Source organism: Tropicimonas sediminicola (assembly GCF_900188335.1).
Lineage (GTDB): Bacteria > Pseudomonadota > Alphaproteobacteria > Rhodobacterales > Rhodobacteraceae > Tropicimonas > Tropicimonas sediminicola.
Genome location: NZ_FZOY01000010.1, coordinates 68,905 through 93,386 on the forward strand (window position 1 = coordinate 68,905; position 24,482 = coordinate 93,386).

The following is a 24,482-nucleotide window of genomic DNA, read 5'->3' on the forward strand; positions in this document are numbered from 1 at the left end:
GGGGGCCCGGCTTCCGGAGTGGTGGTCAGGTCAGGATCTGACGTCTTCGAGGGCTTCCTCGATCGCGTAGATCATCTCGTCGGCCGCGGTCGCGGCGTCGATTTCGCCATAGGCGAAGAGCTCCAGGTTGTCCTGCAGCGCCGAGCGCACGTCCGGGTGCTCCATCATCGGGTGGATGCCCGGCCCCTTGGCGTTGATGACCCGGTCCTGCGCCTCGATCTGCATCGGCTCGATGTCGCCGGCGTCGATCAGTTGCTGGCGGGCGGTCGTGGAGGCCGGCACGCCGCGGGTGGACCCGAGTGCCGAAACGCCCTCGGGCTCGTTCAGCAGGCAGTTGACGATCTGCGCCGCGGCTTCCTTGTTCGCGGAGTTCTTCGAGATGGAGAACACCATCGAGGCCTTGCGGTAGATGCCCGGGGTCTTCTCGCCGTCCTGGCTCAGCAGGTCGGTGTAGACCAGTTCCTGACCCTCCTGGAGCGGATCGGAGATCTTGAAGTAGGTGGAATCCCACTGGTAAGTGCCCGCGATCTTGCCGGCGGCCCAGTTCGGGTTCTCCTGCAGCGGCACGTTGCCGGCAGCGGCGACCTGCTTCCACGGGATGATGACGTGGTTGTCGACCAGCTTCTGGTAGAACTCGATCGCCTCGGTCAGCTCCTCCTTGGTCCAGGCGATCTCGTTGGTCGCCGGATCGATCAGCGGCTTGCCGGTCTTCTGGGTGCCGTAGAGCGTCATGATGAGCGAGGCGTCGAGCGCGGCGGCCTCGAACGGGTAGTAATCCTCACCGAGCTTCTCCTGGAACACCGGCCCGGCGGCGATCAGGTCTTCCCACGTTTTCGGAAGCTCCAGCCCGGCCTTTTCCCAGGTTGTCTTGTTGAACACGAACAGGCGCCCGGTGGTCGACACGGGCAGGCCGTTCAGCTTGCCGGCCATCGAACCGGCCTCGATCTGGGCCTCGTCCCAGTTCGACAGGTCGATGATGCCGGAGAGTTCCTTCAGATCGGCCAGCCCGTCGCCATTCGCCGAATAGATCGACAGCCACGGCCAGTTCACCTGCATGATGTCGGCCTCGGTGCCGCCCGCGATCTGGGTGGTCAGCTTCTCGAAATGCCCGGACCAGCCGGTGAACTCGGGGCTGATGGTGTGGCCATGCTTCTCGCCACAGACCTTCAGGGCTTCCTGCGTGGCGAGGTGGCGGCTGTCGCCGCCCCACCAGCTCATCCGAAGATCGGCTGCGCTGGCATTGGTCGCGAGAGCTGTCGTGGCGAGCGCGAGGCTCAGTAGGCTGAGTTTCATGTTTTCCTCCCTTGAACTCAGTGTGCTGCGGTGGCGAGCGAGACGTTCTCGCCGGTATCGGCATCGAACAGGTGCACATGGGACCCGGCCGGCCGCAGGCCGACGCTCTCGCCACGCGCAAAACGCTTCTCGAAACGGTCCGAAGGCACGACGGCGACGAGCTGCGCGTCGCCAAGCCTGGCGTGCAGGTTCACCTCGTGCCCCATGAACTCGACATGGCTGATCGTGGCGGTGAAAGCGCCCTCGCTGCCCGGCGCGACCACATGCAACTGCTGCGGCCGGATGCCGAAGGTCACCGGGCCGTTCCCGGTCTGGATCCGGTGGGCGAGCCCCTCGGCTATGGCGATGGTCTGCCCGCCCGCCGTCAGCTGCGGCAGGTCGCCGTCGCGGGTCAGCACGGCCGGAAAGAGGTTCATCTCCGGCATGCCGATGAAGCCCGCGACGAAGGCGTTGGCGGGGCGCTCGTAGAGCGTCTCCGGATCGGCCACCTGCATGATGTAACCGTCCTTCATCACGCAGATCCGGTCGCCCATCGTCATCGCCTCGACCTGGTCGTGTGTGACGTAGACGACCGTGGCGGGGCGCCCCTCCTCGCGCAGGCGCTTGTGCAGGTCGGTGATCCGCACCCGCATCGAGGCGCGCAGCTTGGCGTCGAGGTTCGACAGCGGCTCGTCGAAGAGAAAGACCTCCGGCTGCTTGATAAGGGCCCGCCCGAGCGCCACCCGCTGCGCCTGCCCGCCCGAAAGCTGCTTGGGCAGCCGGTCGAGCAGCTCCTCGATCTCGAGCACGCCGGACACCTCGTTGGTCGCCGCGTTGATCTGGTCCTTCGGCGTCCCGCGCAATTGCAAACCGAAGCCAAGGTTCCGCCGCACCTTCATGTGCGGGTAGAGCGCGTAGTTCTGGAACACCATCGCGATGCCGCGCTTGCCGGGAACGAGATCGTTGACCACGCGGTTGCCGATGCGGACCTCGCCGCCGGTGATCGTCTCCAGCCCGGCGATCATCCGAAGCGTGGTCGACTTGGCGCAGCCCGACGGGCCGACGAGCACCATGAACTCGCCTTCGTGAACGTCGAGGTCGATCCCGTGCACCGCCTTGAAGCCGTTGCCATAGGTTTTCACGACCGATTTGAGTTGCAGTTCAGCCATCAGCCTTTGACTCCTCCCGACGAGATGCCCTCGATGAAATATTTCTGGGCCATGAAGAACACGATCAGCGAGGGCGTGAGGGTGAGCACCGACATCGCGAGGATCTGGTTCCAGTTGAAGGCCTCGGTCGTGTCGATGGAGAGCTTGAGCGCCAGGCTCACCGGGTAATGCTCGACCGAGGAGATGTAGATCAGCGGCCCGAGGAAGTCGTTCATGGTCCACATGAACTGGAACAGGCAGACCGAGATGATCGCCGGGGCCAGCATCGGCACCACGATGTAGAGCAGCGTCTGGATCGTCGTCGCCCCGTCGACCCGCGCGGCCTCTTCCATGTCACGCGGGATGGCGCGCAGGAACTGGATCACCATGAAGACGAAGAAGGCGTCGCCCGCGAAGGCCGAAGGCACCCAGAGCGGCAGGAAGCTGTCGAGCCAGCCGAGTTCCCTGAACAGCAGGTACTGCGGGATGCGGGTGACCACGTTCGGCAGCAGCAGCGTCGCGATCACGGTGGCAAACAGGATCTTCTTGCCCGGGAACTCGAAGCGCGCGAAGCCATAGGCCACGAGGGTGCAGGAGATCGCCGTGCCGATCACCTTGGGGATGACGATCCAGAGGGAGTTGAGGAAGAAATGCCCGAAGGTGTAGGGCGTGGAGGTCTTCCAACCGTCGATATAGCCCTGCAGTGTCGGCTCCTTCGGCCAGAACCCGGCGGACGAGAACATCTCCGCGTTGGTCTTGAACGAGGCGCCGATCATCCAGATCAGCGGGTAGATCATGATCAGCCCGACGATGGTCAGCAGGCTGTAGCGCAGGGTCGAGGAGATCCGGCGCTGGCGGCGCAGCTTGACCTCGATCTCGGTGGGCGGGATTGCGGCAGCCCGGACGTTGACTTCGGAAATGTTGGCCATGGGGTCAGCTCCTCTTGTCGCCGGCGTAGTAGACCCACTTCTTCGACGACCAGAAGGCGATCAGGGTCAGCACCATGATGATGGCAAAGAGCACCCAGGCGATGGCCGACGCGTAGCCCATGTCGAAGCTCTTGAACGCCTCGTCATAGATGTAGAGCGGCAGCAGGTAGGTCGATTTGAGCGGACCGCCCTGGGTGATGATGTAGGGACCGTTGAACTCCTGGAACGCCTGAACGGTCTGCATGATCAGGTTGAAGAAGATCACCGGCGTGATCAGCGGCAGCGTCACGTGGCGGAAGATGCGCCAGGGGCCCGCGCCGTCGATGGCCGCCGCCTCGTAGAGCGACTTGTCGACCGATTGCAGCGCGGCGAGAAAGATCACCATCGCCGAGCCGAACTGCCAGCAGCGCAAGAGCGTGATGGTGAAGAGCGCGTTGGACGGCTCCCCGAACCAGTTGACCGGCTCCCCGCCGAGCCCCGTGATGACCATGTTGACCAGCCCGGTATCGGCGAAGATGTAGCGCCAGAGCACGGCGATCGCGATGGAGCCGCCGAGGATGGAGGGCACGTAATAGGCCGTCCGGAACAGGTTGATCGCCTTGAGGCGGTAGTTCAGCACCACCGCGATGAAGAGCGCGAAGGTCAGCTTCAGCGGCACCGTGGTGAAGACGTAGATCAGGGTGACCTTCAGCGACTTGTCAAAGGTGCGGTCGCGGGTGAAGAGCTTCTCGTAGTTCTTCGTGCCGACCCATTCCGGGCGCGACAGCAGGTCGTAATCGGTGAAGCTCAGGAAGAACGAGGCCACGAAGGGAAACGCGGTGAAGAGCAGCAGCCCGATCACGTAGGGGGCCACGTACCATAGCCCGAGATACTTGCTGTCACCACCCATCAGGCCGCTCCTTTCAGGTCATCGGGAAGAACATGGGATGTCGCCGCGAGCATCTGCGCGAACATCTCGCGCGCGGCCTGCTCCGGCATCGGCGCGACAAGCGGATCGCTGCGGAACAGCGGGAAGAGCGCCGCGCTGTCCGCATCGAGCACCGCCCGGAGCAAGGCGGCCTGCCGCAGCGCGTGGTCCCGCACCAGTGTGCCGAGCGCCGCCGGCAGGCGGCCCGCGCAGACCGGCGCGACGCCGCCCTGCGTGAAGACGGCATTGGTCTCCACGATGGACCCCTCGGGCAGGTCGGGCATCTGGCCGATGTTGGGCAGGTTGACGTTGCTGACATGAGCCTCGCCCCCCATCAGCGCCACGATCTGGTCGACCAGCGCCTCGTCGGACCGGCTGGCCCGCGGTGCGCGCTCGCCGGTGCGCAGGGCCTCCGCCCGTTGCAGCTTTGCTTCCCTGTCCCGCACCCGGTAGGCGACCGGCGTCAGGGCAAATCCCCAGCGTTCGGGGGCGTTCAGGTAGTCGGACACCGGCAGGAATTCGGCAAGGTGCCGGTCGCCGGCGGCGGCCGGGATGCCAAAGCGCCGAAAGAGGTCGAAGGCCACGAGGTTCTTCGTTCCGAAATACCGTGCGTGCTCTTCATCCTTGCCCGGCTCGGTCTGGACCCAGCCTTCCTGCATATGCGCCCGGACGAACTCCAGGTAGGCCGGCATCATGTCACGGCCCGCGAGAGAGATGCGGTTGACGAACGTGAAGTGGTTGATCCCGAGCACGTTCACCTGAACGTCCCGATGTCCATAATGCGCCTCGCCCGCGCGGTCGTTGGCGATCTGCGCAACCTGCCGCCGGATCTTCGTGACCTCGTGGCACTCGCCCCAGGCACGGATGCCCGGGAAGACCGCGTGCAGGGTGCCGGTCAGGACGCTCATGGGATTGGTCAGGTTGCAGACATGGGCGCGTGGGGCATGGTCGCGGATCGCGCGGGCGATCTCGGCGAGCATCGGGATCGCCCGCAGCGCGCGGACGAAGCCGCCGGGGCCAACCGTGTCGCCCACCGCCTGCGGGATGCCGAACGCGGCCGGGATCGCGATGTCCTGGGCCATGTCGTCGAAACTGCCCGGCAGGATCGAGATCACGACCACATCGGCGCCGTCCAGCGCCTCCGCCAGACTGGCGCTGGCAGTGTAGGAGGCAGGCGCTCCCCGGGAGACGCCGGCGAAGCGGGCCCCGATCTCGGCGTTTCGGCGTGCGGCCGCGTGATCGATGTCGAACAGCCGGACATTCGCCCGAAGGCGCGTGTCACGGGCGAGGTCAGCCATCAGCTCGGCGGCCCAGTTGAGGGATCCCCCGCCGATGAAGGCGATGCTGACAGGTATATGCTGGTCTGAATCGTCCATTTCGAACGTGCGATGGGCTCCAACCCAAGGCCGGACCTCCATCTTTTCCTCCCGTTTACTTGCGAAATCCGCTTTCGAACACGAATTCGCATCTTGTGTGAGAGGTTACGGCGCTGGAAGCAGCGCGTGAATGGTGGTAATCTTAGAAAAGGATGGACAAAACCGAACATTCACCACTCAGCCACATTCCCGTTGGCTCCTTGTCGCTCCGACTGGCGCGCTCCACCATCAAGATGCAGCACGACGTGGGATGGCGGATCGACAAGCTGAACCCCGTGCACGACCTGATCATCTGCCTGTCGGGCCAGATCAGCTACCAGGTCGGACATGCGCCGGAACCGGTCATTCTCACCCCCGGGGACGGCATGCTGATCCCCGCCCACACGCGGTTTCGCGGCTCCAATGCGGGGGACACGCCGATCGTGGGGATCGCGCAGCATTTCTCGCTGGAATTCTTTCGCCGCGGCGACCTCATCCGGCAGATGGCGTTGAAGCAGGTTGTCCGCATGCCGAACTGGGAGGTGCTGGAACCCATGATCCGGTATTTCCGGGAAAGCGCGCCCACGGACCGAACGACCCTGGCGCAGCACCATCAGTTCATGGTGCTGCTCCTCGCCTACCTCGAGGAGGCGTTCCAGGAATGGCTGGTGGAGCGGTCCGTTCCCGAGAGCGCCGATCACCTCTCCATGCAGATCATGCTCGTCGCCTCCAGGCTCTCGGCCGATCCCCTCGGCGCCGGAGTCGAGGAAGCGCTCCGGACGGTGCCCTACAACCCCGACTATTTCCGGCGGGCCTTCCGCGAGCGGATCGGCCAGACGCCGCAGAAGTTTCGCGAGTTGAAACGCATGGAGTTCGCCGCGAACCGGCTGGGCATGGGATTGACGGTAAAGGCCGTGGCGGCGGAACTCGGCTATACGGACCCGTATTTCTTCAGCCGCATGTTCAAGCGACACCTGGGCGTCAGCCCATCGACCTATCGTGGGCAGCCTACGCCCGAAGCAGGGGGCTGACCCCGGCATTACGTCGAAAACCCGCGGCCCCGACAACTTGCGCCCCTGCCAAGCCGCGCCAAGTCGGTATATGACATCTCAATCGCAGATCAGGATTGGGTGCCACCGTGTCAGAAACCTTTCTCCGCATCACCACTGACGGACCGGCCGAGGCCGATCATCCCCCGGCCGACAGGCTCATCGCGGGATCTCCCCAGTTCACCACGTGGAATCTCGAGGAACGTGACGGGCTCTACTGCGGGACCTGGCGCTCCACCCCGGGCAAGTGGAAGATCCGGTACGACGAGTGGGAGTATTGCCGCATCCTCGACGGGCATTCGATCATCGCCGAAGACGGCGGCGAGGCGTTCGAGGTCCGCGCGGGCGACAGCTTCGTCCTTCGTCCGGGCTTTTCCGGCACCTGGGAAGTGATTGAGACGACCACCAAGGAATACGTCATCCGCCTCTGAGCGAAGCGGCTGGACGAGCGAACGGCAGCGAGCGCCGTTTGCCGCGTCATCGGCGCCGGATCCACCGGATCGCCAGCGGCGCGAGCGTGATGACGAGGACGAGCCGGAAGACGTGGTGGAGCACCACGTAGGTCAGGTCGGCCCCCGCGACGATCGAAAGCACCACCATCTCGCCCTGTCCGCCGGGAAGGAAGGCCAGGAAGGCGTCGAGCCCCGGAGCGATGCCCAGCATGACGACACCGGCGATGAAGACGCTGCTGACGGCGGCCAGCAGCAGGCCGTTGGTGGCGCCCGCGAGCACGGTGCGGCGCAACTCCCCGAAGGTCACGCCCGCATAGCGCGCGCCGACGCCGACGCCGATGAAGAATTGCGCCGCCCAGACCATCTCGGCCGGCGGACGATGGGTGATGAGCCCGGCAAGGGACAGGCAGGCGGTGGCGATCAGGGGACCGATGATCGAGGCGCCGAACAGGCCGACGCGCTTCGCGATCTGCCATCCGCCAATCGCCGCTGCGATCATCAGGGCGATCTCGTGGATCGGGATGTCACGGGCCGGCGCGCCGGGACTGGCGGTGAGATCCACCCCCCAGATATGCGCGAGCGCAAAGGGCGCGAGGCTGACGAGCAGCAGCACGCGCGTGGCGTGGATAAGCGAGAGGACGCGCATGTCCGCCCCGGCCTCCTCGCCGTAGACGACCATGTCCTGCAACCCGCCGGGCATCGCGCCGTAGTAGCTCGTCACGTGGTCATAGCCGAAAACGTTGTGCAGCAGCGGATAGGCGGTCAGCGCGATCAGGCCGACGAAGACAGGAACCAGCGCGAGCGAACGCAGCATGTCCGGCACCTGGCCGATGATATCGGGCGTGAACGCCGCGCCCGCCGCGACGCCGAGAACGGTCCGGAACAGCGCGCCTAGCGCTCCGGGCCCTTCGAGCCTTGCACCGATCAGCGCTGCGCCGAGGCAGGCGAACATCGGGCCGAGCAGAAACGGCAGCGGCAGGCCGACCAGGTAGAAGGCCAGCACGCCACCCGCGGCGATCGCGAAGGTCCAGAGCCGCGGGCTCCGGTATCGGGGGGCTGCGGTCATGATCTGCCGACCGGTCTTGCCCGGCCCGGTACAGCGGCGCGATGCGCCCCTGCCCTCGTCACGCCGTGGCCTCGTTCCCGGTGCCCGGGGCGGTCTCCTGCTTGCGCTGCGCATCCCGCACCAGAGCCGCGAGCCGGTAGAAGCCGTGCGCCATCTTGGTGTAGGGCGTCAGCAGGAAGAAGCTCAGCACCGCGCCGAGGTGCAGCGCCAGCATCAAGGGCATCGCGCCCGTCCCTCCCAGAGCATAGAGCGCGAGACCGCTGACGGCGACGAAGCCGAGCAACAGGACGAAGCCCATCTCTCCGCCCCAGGCGGTCGCGTCGCCCACCTCCCGGTCGGCCGAAAGCTTGAGCCATGCGATCCAGCCGGTTCCGGCCGCAAGCATCACCCCGCCCGGCACGCCGAGCAGCTTGGGAAGCGAGAACAGCCCGTAGGGCGCGTGCAGCCCGAAGCCATAATGCATCACGGTGCCGGCACTGGTCGCGGCAAAACACAGCAGGAAGCCGTACATCACGAGCTGGTGCGCATAGCGGCGGGCATGGGAGAAGCGGTCTTCCTCCTCGAAGTTGCAGCCGTCGCCGTGTCCGGCGGCGAGGTCCTTCATCTTCGCCACCATACCGAAGGCGCCCACGAGGTGCGCCCACCGAATGCGCGCGCCGCCGACGCTCCGCCAATAGCGGCGCAGCCCAACGGCGAGGCTCGCCAGCGGGAAGAGGAAGGCAGGGGCGAAGATCGCCACCATCGCATTGTGGGACAGCGCAGCGTAGAAGCCCTCGCCGCCCGCCGAGCCGATGGCGCGGATCGCGAGGAACAGGAGCGCGAAGCCGAGGACGCTCGCCGCGGCGATCATGGTGCCGTGAGTATGGAACGCCCGGGCCGCCGGCGCGGGCCAGGCGAAACGTTCCCAGCTGTCACGCCGCACTTCCGCAAGCGCCTTGGGAAGGTTCAGGTCGAACTCGTGCGGCGCGGTGTACTGGCACGCGTAATAGCAGCCACGGCAGTTGTGGCAGAGGTTGGCGAGCTGGGTGATGTCGCCGTCGGTGAAGACGCGTTTCTGGTGCAGCGCCGGGAAGACCGAGCAATAGCCCTCGCAATAGCGGCAGGCATTGCAGATCTCGGCCTGACGGCGGGCTTCCTGGAGAAGATCAAGCGGCATAGGCGGCGGCCTCCCGTCCTGCAATGCGTCCGAAGACGGTTCCGATGGTCATGCCGAATCCGGCGAGATAGCCCTGCCCAAGGATCGAGCCTGCCATGGTCTCGCCCGCGGCCCAGAGGTTGCGGATCGGCCCGCTCTCGGTGCTGCATTGCGCGGTCTCGTCGACCTTGAGCCCGAGATAGGTGAACGTGACCCCGGTGCGCAGCGAGTAGCCGTAGAACGGCGGCTCGGTGATCGGCCGGGCCCAGTTGGTCTTGGGCGGCTCGAGCCCGGTTGTCGCCACGCCGTCGAGTTCCGTCGGGTGGAAGGCCGAGGTATCGCCGCAGGCGGCGTTGAACGCCTCGACGGTGGCGCGCAGTTTCGCCGGCGGCAGGCCCATCTTGTCGGCCAGCTCCTCCAGCGTGTCTGCCTTGATCGGGGGGAAGACCGAGGGCATGAACAGCTCCAGCGACTTGGCGTCGATGATGACGTAGCCCACCTGGTCGGGCTGCGCGGCCACGAGCCGGCCCCAGATCGCGTAGCGCTTCGGCCAGACATCCTCGCCCTCGTCGTAGAAACGTTCCGCGTCCTTGTTGACGACGATGGAGAAGGGCACGCAGTCGAGCCGGGTGACGATGCCGCCGTCGAACTTCGGCGCGCGACCGTCGATGGCGACGGCATGGCACTGGGTCGGGTCGCCCACCTGCGAGACGCCCTGCTCCAGCAGGTCGGCCAGCACGACGCCGCGGTTGTAGGGCGTGCCCCGGATCAGGAAATTCTCCGCCGCCGGGCCCCAGGCACGCGTAAGCCACTCGGTATCGGCCTGGAAACCGCCCGAGGCCACGATGACCGCCTTCGGTTCTATCCGGTGCGTGGCGCCTTCATGCGTGTAGTCCACCCAGGCGATGCGGTCGCCCTCCAGCTCCAGGTGCGTGACGGCAGCCTCGTAGAGCACCTCCACCCCGAGGCTCTCGGCGGTGCGGTAATAGGCGTTTACCAGGCTCTTTCCCCCGCCCATGAAAAACGCGTTCGTCCGCGCCAGCGAGAGCGTGCCGGACAGGGACGGCTGGAAACGCACGCCATGTGCCTCCATCCAGGGCAGGCATTCCTCGCTGGTGCGGATCGCCAGCCGGGCGAGGCCCTCGTCGGTCTTGCCGCTGGTGACCTTGAGCAGATCGGCGAAGTATTCCTCCTCGCCGTAGCTGTCGACCAGCGGGCCCAGCGGGCCGCCATGCATGCAGCGAAAGTTCCGGGTGTGCCGGGAATTCCCTCCCCGGTAAGACTTGGGGGCGGTCTCCAGGATCAGCACGCGCGCGCCCGCTTCCGCCGCCGTCATGGCCGCACAGAGCGCCGCGTTGCCGCCGCCGATCACCGCAATGTCGAATTGGCTTGTCATGGCTCTTCCCTTGCTGGCTCCGGGATATCGGCGCGGGTTTGATTTGACCAATGCCGCTTTTCCTGAGATTGATGCGATATGCGCATTAATTTCGATTTCAGCGATCTCGAAGCCTTTCTCGCGGTGATGAAGACCGGCTCCTTCCACACCGCCGCCAGCTCGTTGAGCCTGTCGCAATCGGCGATCACGCGCAGGGTCCAGAAGCTTGAAATCGCGCTCGATTCCGAGCTGTTCGAGCGGACGACGCGCGCGGTCAAGCCGACGCTTGCGGCAAAGAGGCTCCGGGCCCGCGCCGAGGCGATCCTGGAGGATGCGCAGGAGACCACCCGGGCGATGCGCGACGAAAGCGTGGCCTTCGCCCACCAGCGCAACGCGGTGGTCACCGTCGCCGTCATTCCGACGGTGGTGACCGCGCTGCTGCCGGCGGCGATCCGTCATTTCCGCGGCGAAGGATACCGGGCGCGCATCCGGTTTCTCGACCTGACAGCCAATGCCGTCGCCGAGGCCGTATCGCACGGCGATGCGGATTTCGGGATCTGCTCCGTGCCGGTGTCGGAGAGCGGGACGGAGTTCGAGCCGCTGTTCGACGACCCGATGGTCCTTGCCCTGCCCTCCGGGCATCCGCTGGCGGGTCGGGAGCGCATCGACTGGGCAGATCTCGACGCCGAGGCGCTGATCCTTCCCAGTCGCGGCACCGGCAACCGCCTGCTGATCGACGACGCCATGGCGCGGGCGAGACTGCCACATGCCTGGACCTACGAGGTGCACCGGTCGACAACGGCGCTGGAGCTGGTGAGCGGCGGCAGCGGGATCGCGCTGGTTCCCGGCTCCGCCGTGACGCCCGGCTTCTCGGTGGGCATCGTTGTCCGACCGATGCCCGCGCCGACGATCCTGCGTCCGATCGGCCTGCTTTCCCGCATCGGGCAGAAGGACTCGCCGGTTGTCGCGGCGCTCAAGGCGGCGGTGCGTCCGTCCACCTGAGTGGGTCAGTCCGCGCTCCCCGCCCAGACCTCGGCGTTGATCATGTGGATGGGCTCGCCCGCCGCATAGGCGTTGATCTGGTCGAAGATGTCCGCGAACTGAAGGTCGAACTCATCCTCCGTGACGAAACCGATGTGCGGCGTCGCGATCAGCCGGGGATGAGAGAGCAACGGATCGGAGGGATCCGTGAGGGGTTCCGTATCGAAGACGTCGACAGCCGCCGTTCCGGGGCGGCCGGCGTCGAGCGCCGCCAGAAGCGCGCCCGGCTCGACCAGCCCGGCACGCGAGGTGTTGACGAAGACCGCGTCGGGGCGCATCGCCGCGAGATCGCCGGAGGTGACGATGCCCCGCGTCTCGGGCTTCAGGCGGACATGGATCGAAACGACGTCGCTGGTCGAGAAGAACTCGGCGCGGCTCTCCGCAACGGTCTCGCCGGCGGCGCGAGCCCTCTCGCGCCCCGCCTCCGAACCCCACCAGACGACCTCCATGCCGAAGGCACGGGCATAGTCCGCGACCGTTTGGGCGATGCGGCCATATCCGTAGAGCCCGATCCTGCGCCCGCGCAACGTCCGCCCGACACCCATCTGCCAATGCCCGGCCTTGAGCGACGCCATCTGCGCCGGCAACTGCCGCATGGCGGCGAGAACCAGCGCCCAGGTAAGCTCGGCCGCAGCATAGGAGGGCGTGCCGGCGTGCATGTTCGAGCACAGCAGCACGCCCGTGTCCGTGCAGGCCGGGACATCGACATGGGGGTAGACGCTTCGCTGGCTGATCAGCTTGAGGTTCGGCAGGCGTTCGAGCAGGTCTCGGGTGATCTTCGTGCGTTCCCGGAACAGCACCAGCGCCTCCGCCTCCGCCAGCCGCTGCGCGAGAATGACCGGGTCTTCCACGTGATCGGTCCAGACTGTCACGTCATGCGCGGCCAGACGCGAGAAACACGGCAACCCTCTCAGCGTGTCGAACCAGTCGTCGAGAATATGGACCTTCATCGGTGTAACATTCCCCGAAATGTCAAAGGATTGGAGAGCACGGCATTTCAAGGAGACCCTCGATTGCCGCGCCATCAATGGGACAGCAGAACGGGGATGTCGATCTCGTTCAGCACGCGCGCGGTGACCCCGCCCAAGAAGTCCTCCCGGAACTTGGAATGCTCGTAGGCGCCCATCACCAGGAAGCCCGGATTGCGCTCCCGCGTGAACGCCAGAAGGGTTCTGCCGACGCCATGATGCAGTGCGAGTTCCTCGTGCCGCGCTTCGACCTCGTGCAGGGCAAGGTGGTCGAGCACCTCCTCCACCGGTCGCGGAAGCCGGGTGCCTTCCACGGTCAGCAGGGTCACGCGCCCTTCGTCCTCGAGCAGTTGCAGGCTGTCGTAGAGCGCCCGCCCGGCAGCGCGGCTGCCGTCCCAGGCGATGGCTGCCTCGGCATGGCTGGCCTCGCGATCGTAGCCTTGCGGCACCACGACAATGGGCCGCCCGCTCATCAGCGCGATGCGGTCGGGATGCAGGGTCACATGCGAGTCGGCATCGCCCGGCTTCGGGCGGCCGAGGATCAGTATGTCGAAGCCGCGGGCCGTTTCGGCGATCACCATGTCGACCCGCCCGGACGCCTCGACAAAGCGGAGCCTGTCGCCCAGTTCGAGTTCGGCCTTGAGGGCATCGAACTTCGAGCGCACGGCATTGATGATCTCGGCATTGGCCTCGGCAATGATCTGGCGCGCCCGCGCGGGCACCCAGGCTGCGTGGCTGTCGACCGTCTCGTGCTCGGAATGCGCCAGCAGCGCGGTAACCCGGATGCCGCCGCCGCGTGCGAGCGATGCGGCGTACCGGAGTGCCGACTCGGCACTTGCCGAGCCGTTGAAGGCAACGAGGATGTTCCGGATTTTCATGCGTCGAACTCCGTGTCTTCCCAGACAGAACCGGGAACGTAGATTTGGCCATCCGCCAGCTTGCGCGCCGTGCGCACCAGACCCGCGGCGTTCAGGGTGAAGCCGCCGTCGAGGGAGAAATCCACCAGCACGTCGATCGTGCCGGAGGGATGTTCGAGCACGACCTCGGCCGGCCCGTGTGCCGGCCGTTCCAGCAATCCGTCGGCCACCGACCCAGGCGTCAGGGCGCAGGAGGCGATGCACTGGGCGCCGGTCACGGCCATGGTCGGGTGGGTGTTGCGGGGCATGAAGTAGCGCGCGGCGATGGTGCCGCCCTGCCTGGCAGGCGCGAGGATGGCGAACTTGGGCGTGACCGACTGGGAAACGTCGCCCATCCCCATCTTCTCGCCAGCCACGCGGCGGATCGCCTCCATGCGCTCGAAGAACGGACGGTTTTCGTCCAGCTCCGTCGCGCTTTCATGGCCGGTAAGGCCGAAATCCCCGGCCCGGGCGATGACGACCGGCATGGCGACATCCATGCAAGTGACCTCGATGCCGTCGATCTCGTCGCGCAGGTTTCCGGTGGGCAGGAAGGCCCCGGTGGAGGAGCCGACGACCCCCATGAAGGAGAGCTCGACCGGCGCCGCGGTTCCCGGAACGCCGGCGATGGCCGCATCGCCCGCGTAGGTGAGCTGCCCGCCCGGTGTGCGGACCCGCGCCAGCACCTGCGCCCCGGTGTTCACGGCTCGGATGCGGATCTCGGTCACGTCGCCCTGCGGCTCGACCAGCCCCATCTCGATCGCCGCCGGGCCGACGCCGGAGAGAATGTTGCCGCAGGTCGGCTTGAAGTCGACCAGCCGGTCCTCGACCGAGACCTGCGCGAAGAAATAGTCCACGTCCGCCCAGGTGTCGTCGGAGCGCGATAGCATCGCGACCTTGGTGGTCACGGCGGCCCCGCCGCCGATCCCGTCGATGTTGAGCGGGTGCCCGGACCCGACGGCGGCGACCAGGACGTCCGCCAGCGTCTCGCGATCCTCCGGCAGGTCCTCGCGCCGGAAGTAGGGCCCGCGCGACGTGCCGCCACGCATGAAGATGAAGGGAATGCCTCTCTGGGTCATGTCAGCGGCCACGGCAGGTCCACCAGCGACTGCAGCAGTCCCGGCGGAAAGTCACGGTTCAGCATGCCCGCCATGAAGCACATGAAGGCGATGCCACAGGCGGTGAGAACGAGGGTCTTCGGCCAGCTTGCCCCTGCCCGCACCCGCAGGAAGGCGATCAGGAAGCCAAGCAGGGCGAGGATGAACCCGACCAGCGCGGTTGCGGCGATCAGCCCGGCGAACCAGGCCAGCGTCTGCCACAGACCGTAGGGCGCATCGGCGTCTTCTCCGGCGACCTCCTTGTCGGCGAAGATGGCGTCGCCCTCGGGACGGCGGATCATCTGCACCAGCAGGACGAGGCAGCAGGCCATGGACAGCCCGCCCACGACGAGCGGCACGATCTTGTCCGTCATGTTGTAGTTCGGGATCAGCGAGGCGTTGATCAGAGCGACGGTCAGGTACCCCATGATCACCAGCAGGAAGATCAGCGGCGCACGCTTGCCGCCGGACTGCACATCGCCCTCGGCCATGATCAGCTTGGCCTGCCGCAGGCCGAGCACCACGGAGACGACGGTGATGATGATCAGCACGATCACGATTGGCGAGAAGATGTAGTCGATCCCTTCCTCGAAGCTCTTGCGGAAGCGGAAGGAGGCGATCTGGAACGCCTGATTGGTGAACTTCTCCACCGGGTTCGACAGCACGAAACCGATCAGGAAGGCCGGGCGCGACCAGTCGAAGCGGCGCAGGAAGATGCCGATGAGGCCGATGGCGAACAGCGCCAGCAGATCTTCGAAGTTCTGCCCGGACTGGAAGGCCGCGAAGCTGATCAGCATGAACAGGAACGGCGCGAGATAGGTGAAGCGGATCGTCGTCAGCCTGGCGATGCCGCCGGAGGCCGCGATGCAGAGCACCGTGCCCAGCACGTTGGCGAGCGCCAGCAGCCAGACGATCGAATAGGTGATGTCGAGGTTGTCCTTGAGCATGCCGGGGCCGACTTCGATGTCGCCCGACCCAAGCAGGGCCACCGCACCGATGAAGATCGCCATGGAGCCGGAGCCGGGAATGCCGAACAGCAGCGTCGGCACGAGCCCGCCGCCCTCCTTGGCGTTGTTCGAGCTCTCCGGACCGATCACGCCACGCACTTCGCCCTTGCCGAAGTTGGTCTTGTCCTTGGTGGTCTGGACGGTGTGGCCATAGGCGATCCAGTCCACGACCGAACCGCCGAGACCGGGGATCACGCCCACGATCACGCCGATGATCGAGCAGCGGATGGAGAGGAAGATGTTGGCGAACCAGTCGCGCACCCCGTCCATCCAGCCGGCGCCGAGGCTCGCGCCTTGGGCGATGGAACGGTCCTGGCGCAGCAGCGAGACGATCTCCGGCACCGCGAAGACCCCGAGGCCCACGATCACCAGCTGCAGCCCGTCCGTCAGGTAGGGAATGTCATAGGTGGTCATGCGCAGCGAACCGCCGGCGTCGGCGATACCGATGGTGCCGATCATCAGGCCGAGCCCGGCCGCGGCCAGGCCCTTGAGCGCAAAACGGCCAGCGAGCACGGCCACCATAGAGAGACCGAGGATCGTCATCATCAGCATCTCGGGCAGGCCGAAGGCGAGCACCAGCGGGCGCGCGACGAGGATGAAGAGGGTCAGGAAGGTCGCACCGACGAGGCCGCCGAAGAGCGAGGCCGAAAAGGCGGCGGAGAGGGCGCGCGACGCTTCCCCCTTCTTCGCCATGGGAAAGCCGTCCAGCACGGTCGCCTGGGAGGCGGAGGAGCCGGGGATGCCCATGAGCACCGAGGCGAAGGTGTCGGAGGTCGGAACGACCGCCACCATGCCGATCATCAGCGCCAGGCCGAGGATCGGATCCATGCCGAACATGAAGGGGAGCAGGAGCGAGAGGCCGGCGATTCCGCCGAGGCCGGGAAAGACGCCGACGGCAAGCCCCATGACGACGCCGAGCGCGAGATAGCCCAGGACGATGGGTTGCAGGATCAGCCCCCACGCTTCGCCAAGCGCAGGCAGGGCCGTTGCGAGAATCTCCATTGGAGCCGCTTTCGATTGTTTGAATTATCTTGGGGAAGGACGCACTCCCCCGAAGAGGGAGTGCGTGGGCCGGGAGGTTACTCCAGCGAAACGCCGTAAGCGTCTTTCAGCCAGCTGACGACCTGTTCCCGCGCCTCAGGGCTGACCGTGGTGGCTTCCTTGGTCGCGTTGGCCGCGCCCGCGCCGACGAACATCGGGTACTTGCCGACCTCGTTGGCCGAGAGCTCGGCGAAGTCGGGGCGGCTGCGGACGGCCTCGAAGGCCGCGACGTATGTGTCCACCACGTCCTGCGGAGTCCCCTGCGGCAGGAAGGCGATCTTCTGCGACGGGTAGCCCGAGATGAAGAAGGCTTTCCAGGCGTCCCAGGCCACGCCGGAGGTTTCGCACCCTTCGGTCGCCTCGCAGACTTCCTTGAAGCTCGGCATGTCGGGGAAGGTCGGGTCGCGCACGATGACGCCGTTGTCGTCGAGCGCGCCCCAGGACATCATCGGCACGGCGGAGCCGGCGGCGACCAGGTCGGCGGACCCGCCGAGGTAGCCCGAGGAGGTCTGGTAGTCGATCGTCGCCTCGCCGCGCTCGAACATCAGGCGTCCGTCACCGCGGCCCTTGATGCCGAAGACCGGCTCGACGTTCATGCCGAGCATCTGCCAGGCCAGTAGCGGAACCAGGTCGAGGCCGGTGGCGCCCTGCGAGCCGAAGATGAAGTCCGTGTCCTTGAGGCCGTTGGCCGAGCCGTCGAACTTGGCGCCGTCCTCGGCGTTCAGATAGGCCACGCCGCCGGTGCCGGTCGCCATGACCGGGATCCAGTCGCCGTATTCATAGCGCACGCGCGGGTCGCCGAGCAGATAGGGGAACTGCGTCGAGCCGGACGAGCCGAAGAGCAACGTGCCGTCCTTGTGCTGCTGCTGCTGGAACCAGTTCGCGCCCTTGGTCGAGCCCGCACCCGGCATGAACTTCACGACGACGGTCGGGTTGCCGGGCAGCTCCTCGGACAGCAGCGGCGCGAAGAAGTTGGCCCACTTGGCCGAACCACCGGTCTCGGAGAACGGGATCACCCATTCGATCGTCTTGCCGGAAAAGTCCACCTCGGCGGCGGCCGGAGCGGCCATGGCGGCAGCCGCGACAATACCGACAACGACTCGGCGGGTAAAACTGAGTTGGGTCATTGGTTTCCTCCCACTTGACCAAATACCACGGAAACGCTCCTCCGTTCCCGGGCCCATTTGCGATTTCGGGAATTGATTCCCCGTTCGATCTGGCCAAGATCAGGGATCAAGCTTGCGTGAAGCTTGCGGGAGGAGACATGCGCATCGCGCTCGTCGAAGACAACGAGGCATTGGCCAGCGCCATCGCCTACCGGCTCCGCGACCGCGGGCACTCGGTGGACGTGCTGCACGACGGCCAGGAGGGAGACGTCTACCTGTCGCAGGAGGGCGCGGATCTGGTTGTGCTGGACATCAACCTGCCCGGCATGAGCGGGCTCGAGGTCCTGAGCGGGCTGCGGGCACGGGGCGACGGCGTCCCGGTGATCCTTCTGACCGCGCGCAGCGAGACGAGCGACCGCGTGGAGGGCCTCGACCTCGGCGCGGACGACTACCTTGTGAAGCCCTTCGACATGGATGAGCTTGAAGCCCGGATCCGGGCCTTGTCGCGCCGCAAGAATATCGACTACGGCGCGCGCGAACGGATCGGCGGGCTCGAATTCAACCGCACCACGCGGCAGGTCACCGCCAGCGGCGAGGTGCTCGACATCCCGCGGAAGGAACTGGCGACCTTCGAATGCCTTCTGGAGCGCCGCGGCCGTCTCGTCTCCCGGTCGATGCTGACCGATCACGTCTACGGGATCGGCGCCGATGTCGACGACAAGGCGATCGAACCCCACGTGTCCCGCCTGCGCCGCCGGCTGTCGGAGCATGGCGTCACGATCAAGGCCGCCCGGGGCCTCGGCTACATGCTCGAAGTCGAGAGCTGATGCCGCGCACCTTCTCCCTTCGGACGCGGTTGTTCGTGCTGATCCTGACGCCGCTCGTCCTGATGGCGATCGTCCTTGGGTATTGGCGGTTCACCGTGGCGCAGAAGACGGCCTGGGAACTGTTCGACCGCTCCCTGCTCGCCGCGGGGCTGGCGATCTCGCGCGACGTGGCGATCTCGGAAGGCGACGCCCTGTCCCCCTCGACGCGCGACCTGATCCGGGATGCGAGCGGCGGGGAGGTCTTCTACCACGCGACCGGTCCCGGAGGCATCTACGTGACCGGCTACGCCTACCCGCCCACCGGCGGGACGCGCAGCGAAGACCCCTATCACCCGCAGTTCTTCGAGTCCGACTACCGGCAGGAACCGGTGCGCGTGCTTCGGATGACCGAGCGCAGGACGATCGACAACCTGACGGGCGATGCCACGGTCACCGTCTGGCAGCGGATCGCCGACCGTCGGGCTTTCGCGAACCAGTTGGCGGTCTGGGCCGCCGTGCTGATGCTCGCGCTGCTGGCGACGCTCGCCCTCGTTGTCTGGTTCGGGGTGGAGCGCGGGCTGCGTCCCCTCATTGACCTTGAAGACGCCATCGAGGCGCGCTCCCCGAACGATCTCAGTATCATCAAGCGCGCCGTCCCCGAGGAGACGCGTGGCATCGTCGAGACCCTCAACCGGCTGTTTGCGCAGGTGGAGGCCAGCATCACCGCCCACCAGGTTTTCATTTCGGACGCCGCGCACCAGCTGCGCAACCCGGCAGCCGCGGTGCAATCCATGGCCGAGGCCGCCCGCGACGCCACCACCGAGGAGGAGCGGGTCCGGCGGCTTGACGAGCTGGTCACGGCCACGCGCTCTGCCGCCCGCGTGACCGAACAGCTCCTGTCGCTCGACCGGCTACGGCACGGCGGCGGCGACGACAGGTTCGTGCCCTTCGATCTCAACCAGCTCGTCGAAGAGACCTGCGCCGATCTCGCCCCGTCCGTCCTTGTCGCCGGAAAGGATTTCGAGCTCGATCTGGCCCAAAGCGCGCTGCCGGTGCGCGGCGATCACGTCTTCATGTCGGAGGCGCTCAAGAACCTCGTCGACAACGCGATGAAGCACGGCGGCAGTGATCTGTCGCGCATCTCGGTAGGAACCGAGCTGCGCGGGGCGATGGCGGAGGTGACCGTGAAGGACGACGGCCGCGGCCTTTCGCCGGACATGTCCGAGCTCGCCTTCAGCCGCTTCTCGCAGGTGGAGCCGTCGGACGGCAGCGGGCTGGGACTGGCAATCGCCCTGTCTGTCGCCGAGCAGCACGGCGGCACCCTGCGCATCAATCCCTCGCACAAGGGCGCCAGCCTGACGATCGCCCTGCCCCTGACCGCCCCGGTGGCGGCCTGACCTTTGCGGGAGCGCGGCCCGTCAGAGCTGCACCCGCACACGTCCTCGAGCCACTGGGTTCGCCCCGCCGTTGACCGTCACGCGGCCCGTGCGGGGCGCGGTCTCAGGTACCAGTACCAGACGCGGTAGGCTTCCAGCAGGCCCAGCGGAACGAAATGCACCAGAGCGCCGGTCAGGCCGCCCCAGTCGTGCAGCGTCGCCCAGTGCAGCAGCGCCAGCACCGCCGCCGCATAGGTCGTTCGCTGCAGGGTCTTCCAGCTACGCCCCAACCTGCGGACGAAGTAGTCCGACGAGGTGACGGCCAGCGGAACGAAGATCAGGAAGGCGATCCACCCGGTCCAGATGTAGAACTCCGGCAGATCGGCGAGGACCTTCTGCAAGGTGCCGAGATCGATCAGGTAGAGCACCGTATGCGCCAGCGCGTAGAAGAAGGCAGCGACACCCAGGTGGCGACGGTTCTTCTGCAACCAGCGCGGCCCGCGCCACCCCTTGAAGATCAGCGCCAGCGGCGAGGCCATCATCGCGATGATCAGGAAACGGGCGGCAAACTCGCCGGTGGGATGCAGCGCCGCGTGAACGGCCTCTGCGTCCGTCGCGCCGATCAGGCTGTTCAGAACGGCAAGGCCGGGGAGCGCCAGCAGCGCCCAGAACCAGTAGGGGAAAAGTCGTGACCGCATGTCTGTCGCCTTTCTGTCGGCTTTCGGAATTGCGGGATCCGGGGCATCGCGGCGGGCGGTGAACGGGTTGCCGTTTCGCTCCGTTCTCCGGGTCGGGCCTGCCTTGTCGCCTCTGGGGTTACCGCTGCAGGCCGTCGAAAAAAGCGCTCCAGCCGATGTGCGCCCGACCCGCTGCCTGTTCGAAATGGCCGGGATTGTCGACGGCGCCATTGCGGATGCCTTCGTAAATCCCGGCGATGACCGTTCCCATGAACGCGCCGAGTTCGGCCACGCGGTCTGCGCGGTACTCCTCGACGCTCATGGTCCGGTAGGTCAAAGCGGTACCGAAGGCGCGGTTGATGTAGCCGGCCAGTTCCGCCTGCGTGATCGGCGCACCGCGCAGGTTGTAGGTGTGCCCGACGTGCTGCGGCTCGGTCAGCATGTGGGCATAGGCTGCGGCCAGTTCACCGCGCGTGGTGTAGCCACAGCGCCCCTCGCCCGCGCTGTTGGCGATCTCGCCGGCCTCGCGGTAGCGGTCGACGTAATCGACGTCCGGCTCGATATAGATTCCGTTGCGCCCGATCACCCAGTCCATGCCGCCGGCGCGGATGTCGGCCTCGGTCCTGCGGTTGCTGTCCACGACCGGGGAAAACGCCATTCCCGTCTCGGCACCCTGCACGCTGGTATAGACGATCCGCGCGGCGCCCGCTGCCCGCGCGGCCGCGATCACGTTGCGGTGCTGGTCGATGCGGGCTGCCGGATCGCCGTTTCCGGAGACCAGAAGCAGGCGACCGACGCCCTTCAGAGAGGCTTCAAGCCCGGCACGGTCGGCGTAGTCGCCCGGGCGGATCTCGATCCCGAGACCGGTGACCTTTTCCGGCGTTCGTGCGAGCCCGATGACGGCTTCGCCCCGCTCCAGGAGCGTCCTGGCGATCTCTGCGCCCAGTTGGCCGGAGACGGCCGTAACTGCGATGGTCATGTCGGTTTCCTTTCTCTTCGCGCGGGTCAGTTGGTGCTTGCGTCGCGCCCGGTGACGAGGTCGCAGGAGGCCGTCACGAGGGTATGGAATCCGTCCAGTTCCGCGGCCGGTTGCGGCGTGAAGATCATCACGCCCCCTCGCTGCCATCGGGTTGCGACACCCACGGGCACCTGACGGCAGGGCCTGCCTTGATCGCCGCCCAGGCCCGATGGCTGGGAGGCGTGCAGGTTGCCGCGAGGGTGCAGAGGCGCAAACTCGCGCACCCGGGCATCACTTCCGGACGGGGTCCGGATCAGCCGTGGTACGCCTGGCTCACGGCGAAGCTGTCCTCGAACCAGTGCCACAGCACGACCTCGCCATCGCGGACCTTGGCACGCAGGGCAAAGGTGAATGCGCCGATTTCCTTGCCGGACTGAATGGTGATCCCGTTCATCTTTCCGAAGACGGCGACGGTATCGCCCGAAGCGAAGGCGTCGGTGTTTTCCCAGACGGTGGTCTGGACGTTCTCGGAGAAGCCACCGAGGAACTTGAAGATGTTCTCCTTGCCTTCGGCGCCGCCGATCCACGGCAGGGTCGCGTCGCCCTCGTTGTGCCAGACCATGTCGTCGGCCATCAGCGTGCCCATGGTTTCCATGTCGCCCGAGCCCATCGCGCCCATGAAGGCCATCACGGTGTCAAAGCTCGCTTGCGTCTGTTCGTCCATTTCCTGTGCTCCTGCTTGCTGTCCAAGGATGATCGCCAGCGATGCGCCGAGCGACGTTTTCAAAAGGGTTCTGCGGTTCATTCAAGGTGTCCTCATGCGTGTTGGAATTGGGGGCTGCGAAGGCCGAAGACCGTCGGTTTCCAGGCGCCCTGGAAGGTCCGGCCCGGGGCCGGCCGGCACCGCGCAGGCACCGGCCAATCCCGTCCACGATCACTTGCCCGAAAGCTGCTGGAGCGCGCCGGCCCAGTCCTCGACGTGCCACGACTTGACGAGCTGGCCGTCCTCCAGCTCGTGAATGTCGATGGTCATGATGTCGAAGCTGCGGCCCTGGCCGTCGACGCCGAAGAAGGGGGCGACGGGGGTGCCGGTGGCGCGGCTGCGCACGGTCACGAACTCGCCGTCCTGATGAATGTCCTGCACGGCCCAGTTCAGATCGGGGATCAGCTCGGCAAAGCCGCCCATCTGCCCGAGGAAGGCGTCACGGGTCTTGTCCTGGCCGGAGTAGTTGCCGACGCTGGTCCAGCTTTCGGCCGTTGCGTCGACGAAGGCGGCAACGTGACTCTCGGATCCGGGGTTGCTGAGCAGGTCGTAAAACGCGGTCACGGCGGCGGTGTCATCGGCGAGGGCACCCGTGGCGAGGGCACCCGTGGCGAGGGTTGCGATGGCGGCCGAGGCGATGAGGGTCTTCAACGTCATTGTCGTTTCCTTTGTGATGCTGTCGGAGGGACGAGTTCATCCGCCACGCACCCGGCAGGTGCGTGTTGGATCGGGTCGGGTCGGCGGGATCGGGCGGTCAGGCCGCCGGGATCTGCCAGTCCAGTTGCGGGTTTTCGCGGAAGGCAAACCGTTCGAGGTGGCTGCCGATCACTTCGGTGAGGCGATCCAGCGCCGGACGGTCCTCGGCGGTCACGGTCAGGTCCAGAGCGGTGTCGCCGGCCTTCAGCCTGCACTGGCCGAAGGGAAGGTCGATGCGGCCCTGCAAGGCGTCGAACTCCACCGGGACCTTGTGGCCGAAGTGCTTGCACAGCGTGCCGAGATAGCGGCTGGCGTTCGTTGTGGAGAATGTCGTGGTGGCGATCATCGTGTGGCTCCTTGTCTTGCCAAAGAGATCTACCCTCCCTCTATTGTTCCGTTTATTTCCTGAATGCAGAAGTGAATGTTCGGCAAGGCGGAACAATGATCGACTACCTTCGGCACATGGCCATCTTCGCCCGCGTCGTCGACGAGGGCTCCTTTCGCGCCGCAGCCAAGGCGATGGGGCTTGCTCCTTCGCGCGTCAGCGAAACCGTCTCGGACCTCGAGGGCTATCTGGGCGTCACGCTGCTCTACCGCACGACGCGAAGGATCTCGCTGACCAACGAAGGGCGCATGTTCTATGCCCGCGTGGCGGAGATGTTGCGTAGCGCCGAGAACGGACTGAACGAGTTGAACGCCTTGTCACTGGAGCCGATCGGGGCGCTGCGGGTTTCCATGCCGGCCTTCCTGTCCTCGTCCACCCTGTCGACGGCCATCGCGGAGTTTTCCCGCAGGCATCCGCAGGTCGCCCTGTCCCTCGCCTTCACCGACCAGCGGATGGATCTGCTGAGCGACGGGTTCGATGTGAACATCCGCGCGGGCTGGCTGGATGACAGTTCGATGATGTCGCGCAAGCTGGGCGAATGCGCGCGGGCCCTGGTGGTTGGAGCGGACTATGCCCGGACCCGTCCCCACCCCAAGCATCCCTCGGACATGGAGGACTGGGACTGGCTACGGTACAAGCACCGTTCGGATTACACGACGCTGACCAGCCCCGACGGCGAAACGGTGAAGGTGCTGGGACAGGCGCGGCTCGAGGTCGACAGTGTCGATGCGCTCTATCATTTAACGCTGCAGAACCTCGGGGCCACGGTATTGCCGGAACACCTCGCCGCACGGGGCGAGGCATCGGGCCGGCTCGTCCGGCTCTTCCCCGACTGGCATCTGAAGCCGCTCGGCTACTACGCGGTCTGGCCGGACAGCTCCCGCCGCGAGAACCTGACGGTCCTTTTCGTGCGCTTCCTCGTCGACTTCGTGGAGTGACGCGCGGGGACAGGCAAGCCCACCCGCAGGCGGCTTCCC

24 protein-coding genes are annotated in these 24,482 nt (G+C 66.4%); 6 read left to right on the top strand and 18 right to left on the bottom strand.

All coding sequences use genetic code 11. The features are described 5' to 3' along the window. Positions 1-30: 30 nt before the first annotated feature. From CHB86_RS20595 to CHB86_RS20615, 5 genes are read right to left on the bottom strand one after another with little or no spacing between them, the layout of a single operon-like run. Positions 31-1,293, bottom strand: a complete 1,263-nt coding sequence (locus CHB86_RS20595) for an ABC transporter substrate-binding protein (protein ID WP_089235003.1) — start codon at positions 1,291-1,293, stop codon at positions 31-33. Positions 1,294-1,310: 17 nt separating this feature from the next. Beyond that, positions 1,311-2,441 (bottom strand): ABC transporter ATP-binding protein, encoded by a 1,131-nt coding sequence (locus tag CHB86_RS20600; RefSeq protein WP_089235004.1) that lies wholly within the window; start codon positions 2,439-2,441, stop codon positions 1,311-1,313. Next, positions 2,441-3,349 carry a carbohydrate ABC transporter permease gene (locus tag CHB86_RS20605; protein ID WP_089235005.1) on the bottom strand — a complete coding sequence of 303 codons (909 nt, stop codon included), beginning with the start codon at positions 3,347-3,349 and terminating at the stop codon, positions 2,441-2,443. Before CHB86_RS20605 ends, CHB86_RS20600 begins: the two co-directional genes overlap by 1 nt. Before the next feature lie 4 nt (positions 3,350-3,353). After that, entirely contained in the window at positions 3,354-4,238 is an 885-nt protein-coding gene (locus CHB86_RS20610) for a carbohydrate ABC transporter permease (RefSeq protein ID WP_089235006.1), read from the bottom strand. Beyond that, positions 4,238-5,632, bottom strand: coding sequence for a family 4 glycosyl hydrolase (locus CHB86_RS20615; RefSeq protein WP_089235103.1), 1,395 nt, complete (start codon positions 5,630-5,632; stop codon positions 4,238-4,240). Before CHB86_RS20615 ends, CHB86_RS20610 begins: the two co-directional genes overlap by 1 nt. A gap of 152 nt (positions 5,633-5,784) precedes the next feature. Here CHB86_RS20615 and CHB86_RS20620 point away from each other — a divergent pair, with 152 nt between their 5' ends. Both CHB86_RS20620 and CHB86_RS20625 read left to right on the top strand, forming a co-directional pair. Continuing rightward, positions 5,785-6,642 (top strand): helix-turn-helix domain-containing protein, encoded by an 858-nt coding sequence (locus CHB86_RS20620; protein WP_089235007.1) that lies wholly within the window; start codon positions 5,785-5,787, stop codon positions 6,640-6,642. 107 nt (positions 6,643-6,749) lie between these two features. Further along, entirely contained in the window at positions 6,750-7,091 is a 342-nt protein-coding gene (locus tag CHB86_RS20625) for a cupin domain-containing protein (protein ID WP_089235104.1), read from the top strand. Positions 7,092-7,137: 46 nt separating this feature from the next. Here CHB86_RS20625 and CHB86_RS20630 read toward each other — a convergent pair whose 3' ends face one another. The 3 genes from CHB86_RS20630 to tcuA are packed head-to-tail and all read right to left on the bottom strand — an operon-like array spanning position 7,138 to position 10,709. Continuing rightward, positions 7,138-8,178: an AbrB family transcriptional regulator gene (locus CHB86_RS20630; RefSeq protein WP_089235008.1), complete on the bottom strand. Its 1,041-nt coding sequence runs from the start codon at positions 8,176-8,178 to the stop codon at positions 7,138-7,140. A 58-nt stretch (positions 8,179-8,236) separates the two neighbouring features. Further along, on the bottom strand, positions 8,237-9,334 hold the full coding sequence (tcuB, locus tag CHB86_RS20635; protein WP_089235009.1) for a tricarballylate utilization 4Fe-4S protein TcuB: 1,098 nt from the start codon (positions 9,332-9,334) through the stop codon (positions 8,237-8,239). Next, entirely contained in the window at positions 9,324-10,709 is a 1,386-nt protein-coding gene (gene tcuA / locus CHB86_RS20640; RefSeq protein ID WP_089235010.1) for an FAD-dependent tricarballylate dehydrogenase TcuA, read from the bottom strand. The genes tcuB and tcuA overlap by 11 nt, the downstream gene beginning before the upstream one ends. A gap of 78 nt (positions 10,710-10,787) precedes the next feature. On the opposite strand from tcuA, the gene CHB86_RS20645 reads away from it, so the two are divergent. After that, the gene (locus CHB86_RS20645; protein ID WP_089235011.1) at positions 10,788-11,690 is read left to right on the top strand and encodes a LysR family transcriptional regulator; all 903 of its coding nucleotides are present in this window, start codon (positions 10,788-10,790) and stop codon (positions 11,688-11,690) included. 5 nt (positions 11,691-11,695) lie between these two features. Here CHB86_RS20645 and CHB86_RS20650 read toward each other — a convergent pair whose 3' ends face one another. From CHB86_RS20650 to CHB86_RS20670, 5 genes are all read right to left on the bottom strand, one after another. After that, a complete protein-coding gene (locus tag CHB86_RS20650) occupies positions 11,696-12,679 on the bottom strand; it encodes a D-2-hydroxyacid dehydrogenase family protein (RefSeq protein WP_089235012.1) in 984 nt (327 codons plus the stop codon). 74 nt (positions 12,680-12,753) lie between these two features. After that, positions 12,754-13,575, bottom strand: a complete 822-nt coding sequence (locus CHB86_RS20655; RefSeq protein ID WP_089235013.1) for a universal stress protein — start codon at positions 13,573-13,575, stop codon at positions 12,754-12,756. Then, on the bottom strand, positions 13,572-14,672 hold the full coding sequence (locus CHB86_RS20660) for a 4-oxalomesaconate tautomerase (protein WP_089235014.1): 1,101 nt from the start codon (positions 14,670-14,672) through the stop codon (positions 13,572-13,574). Before CHB86_RS20660 ends, CHB86_RS20655 begins: the two co-directional genes overlap by 4 nt. Next, entirely contained in the window at positions 14,669-16,699 is a 2,031-nt protein-coding gene (locus CHB86_RS20665; protein WP_089235015.1) for a tripartite tricarboxylate transporter permease, read from the bottom strand. Before CHB86_RS20665 ends, CHB86_RS20660 begins: the two co-directional genes overlap by 4 nt. A gap of 77 nt (positions 16,700-16,776) precedes the next feature. Then, positions 16,777-17,865 (bottom strand): type 2 periplasmic-binding domain-containing protein, encoded by a 1,089-nt coding sequence (locus CHB86_RS20670; RefSeq protein WP_089235016.1) that lies wholly within the window; start codon positions 17,863-17,865, stop codon positions 16,777-16,779. A 137-nt stretch (positions 17,866-18,002) separates the two neighbouring features. Between CHB86_RS20670 and CHB86_RS20675 the strand changes: the two genes are divergently transcribed. Together CHB86_RS20675 and CHB86_RS20680 are read left to right on the top strand one after the other, a co-directional pair. Continuing rightward, entirely contained in the window at positions 18,003-18,671 is a 669-nt protein-coding gene (locus CHB86_RS20675) for a response regulator transcription factor (RefSeq protein ID WP_089235017.1), read from the top strand. Beyond that, a complete protein-coding gene (locus CHB86_RS20680) occupies positions 18,671-20,047 on the top strand; it encodes a sensor histidine kinase (protein ID WP_089235018.1) in 1,377 nt (458 codons plus the stop codon). The genes CHB86_RS20675 and CHB86_RS20680 overlap by 1 nt, the downstream gene beginning before the upstream one ends. 77 nt (positions 20,048-20,124) lie before the next feature. Here CHB86_RS20680 and CHB86_RS20685 read toward each other — a convergent pair whose 3' ends face one another. The 5 genes from CHB86_RS20685 to CHB86_RS20705 form a co-directional block, all read right to left on the bottom strand. Further along, a complete protein-coding gene (locus tag CHB86_RS20685) occupies positions 20,125-20,724 on the bottom strand; it encodes a protein-methionine-sulfoxide reductase heme-binding subunit MsrQ (protein ID WP_089235019.1) in 600 nt (199 codons plus the stop codon). Between the two features lie 118 nt (positions 20,725-20,842). After that, a complete protein-coding gene (locus CHB86_RS20690; protein ID WP_089235020.1) occupies positions 20,843-21,682 on the bottom strand; it encodes an NAD(P)H-binding protein in 840 nt (279 codons plus the stop codon). 292 nt (positions 21,683-21,974) lie between these two features. Then, positions 21,975-22,466 (bottom strand): nuclear transport factor 2 family protein, encoded by a 492-nt coding sequence (locus CHB86_RS20695; RefSeq protein WP_245838234.1) that lies wholly within the window; start codon positions 22,464-22,466, stop codon positions 21,975-21,977. A gap of 129 nt (positions 22,467-22,595) precedes the next feature. After that, positions 22,596-23,081, bottom strand: a complete 486-nt coding sequence (locus CHB86_RS20700) for an ester cyclase (protein WP_089235021.1) — start codon at positions 23,079-23,081, stop codon at positions 22,596-22,598. A gap of 97 nt (positions 23,082-23,178) precedes the next feature. Then, positions 23,179-23,466, bottom strand: a complete 288-nt coding sequence (locus CHB86_RS20705) for a DUF2218 domain-containing protein (protein ID WP_089235022.1) — start codon at positions 23,464-23,466, stop codon at positions 23,179-23,181. Positions 23,467-23,561: 95 nt separating this feature from the next. Here CHB86_RS20705 and CHB86_RS20710 point away from each other — a divergent pair, with 95 nt between their 5' ends. Then, on the top strand, positions 23,562-24,443 hold the full coding sequence (locus CHB86_RS20710) for a LysR family transcriptional regulator (RefSeq protein WP_089235023.1): 882 nt from the start codon (positions 23,562-23,564) through the stop codon (positions 24,441-24,443). Positions 24,444-24,482: the final 39 nt, after the last annotated feature.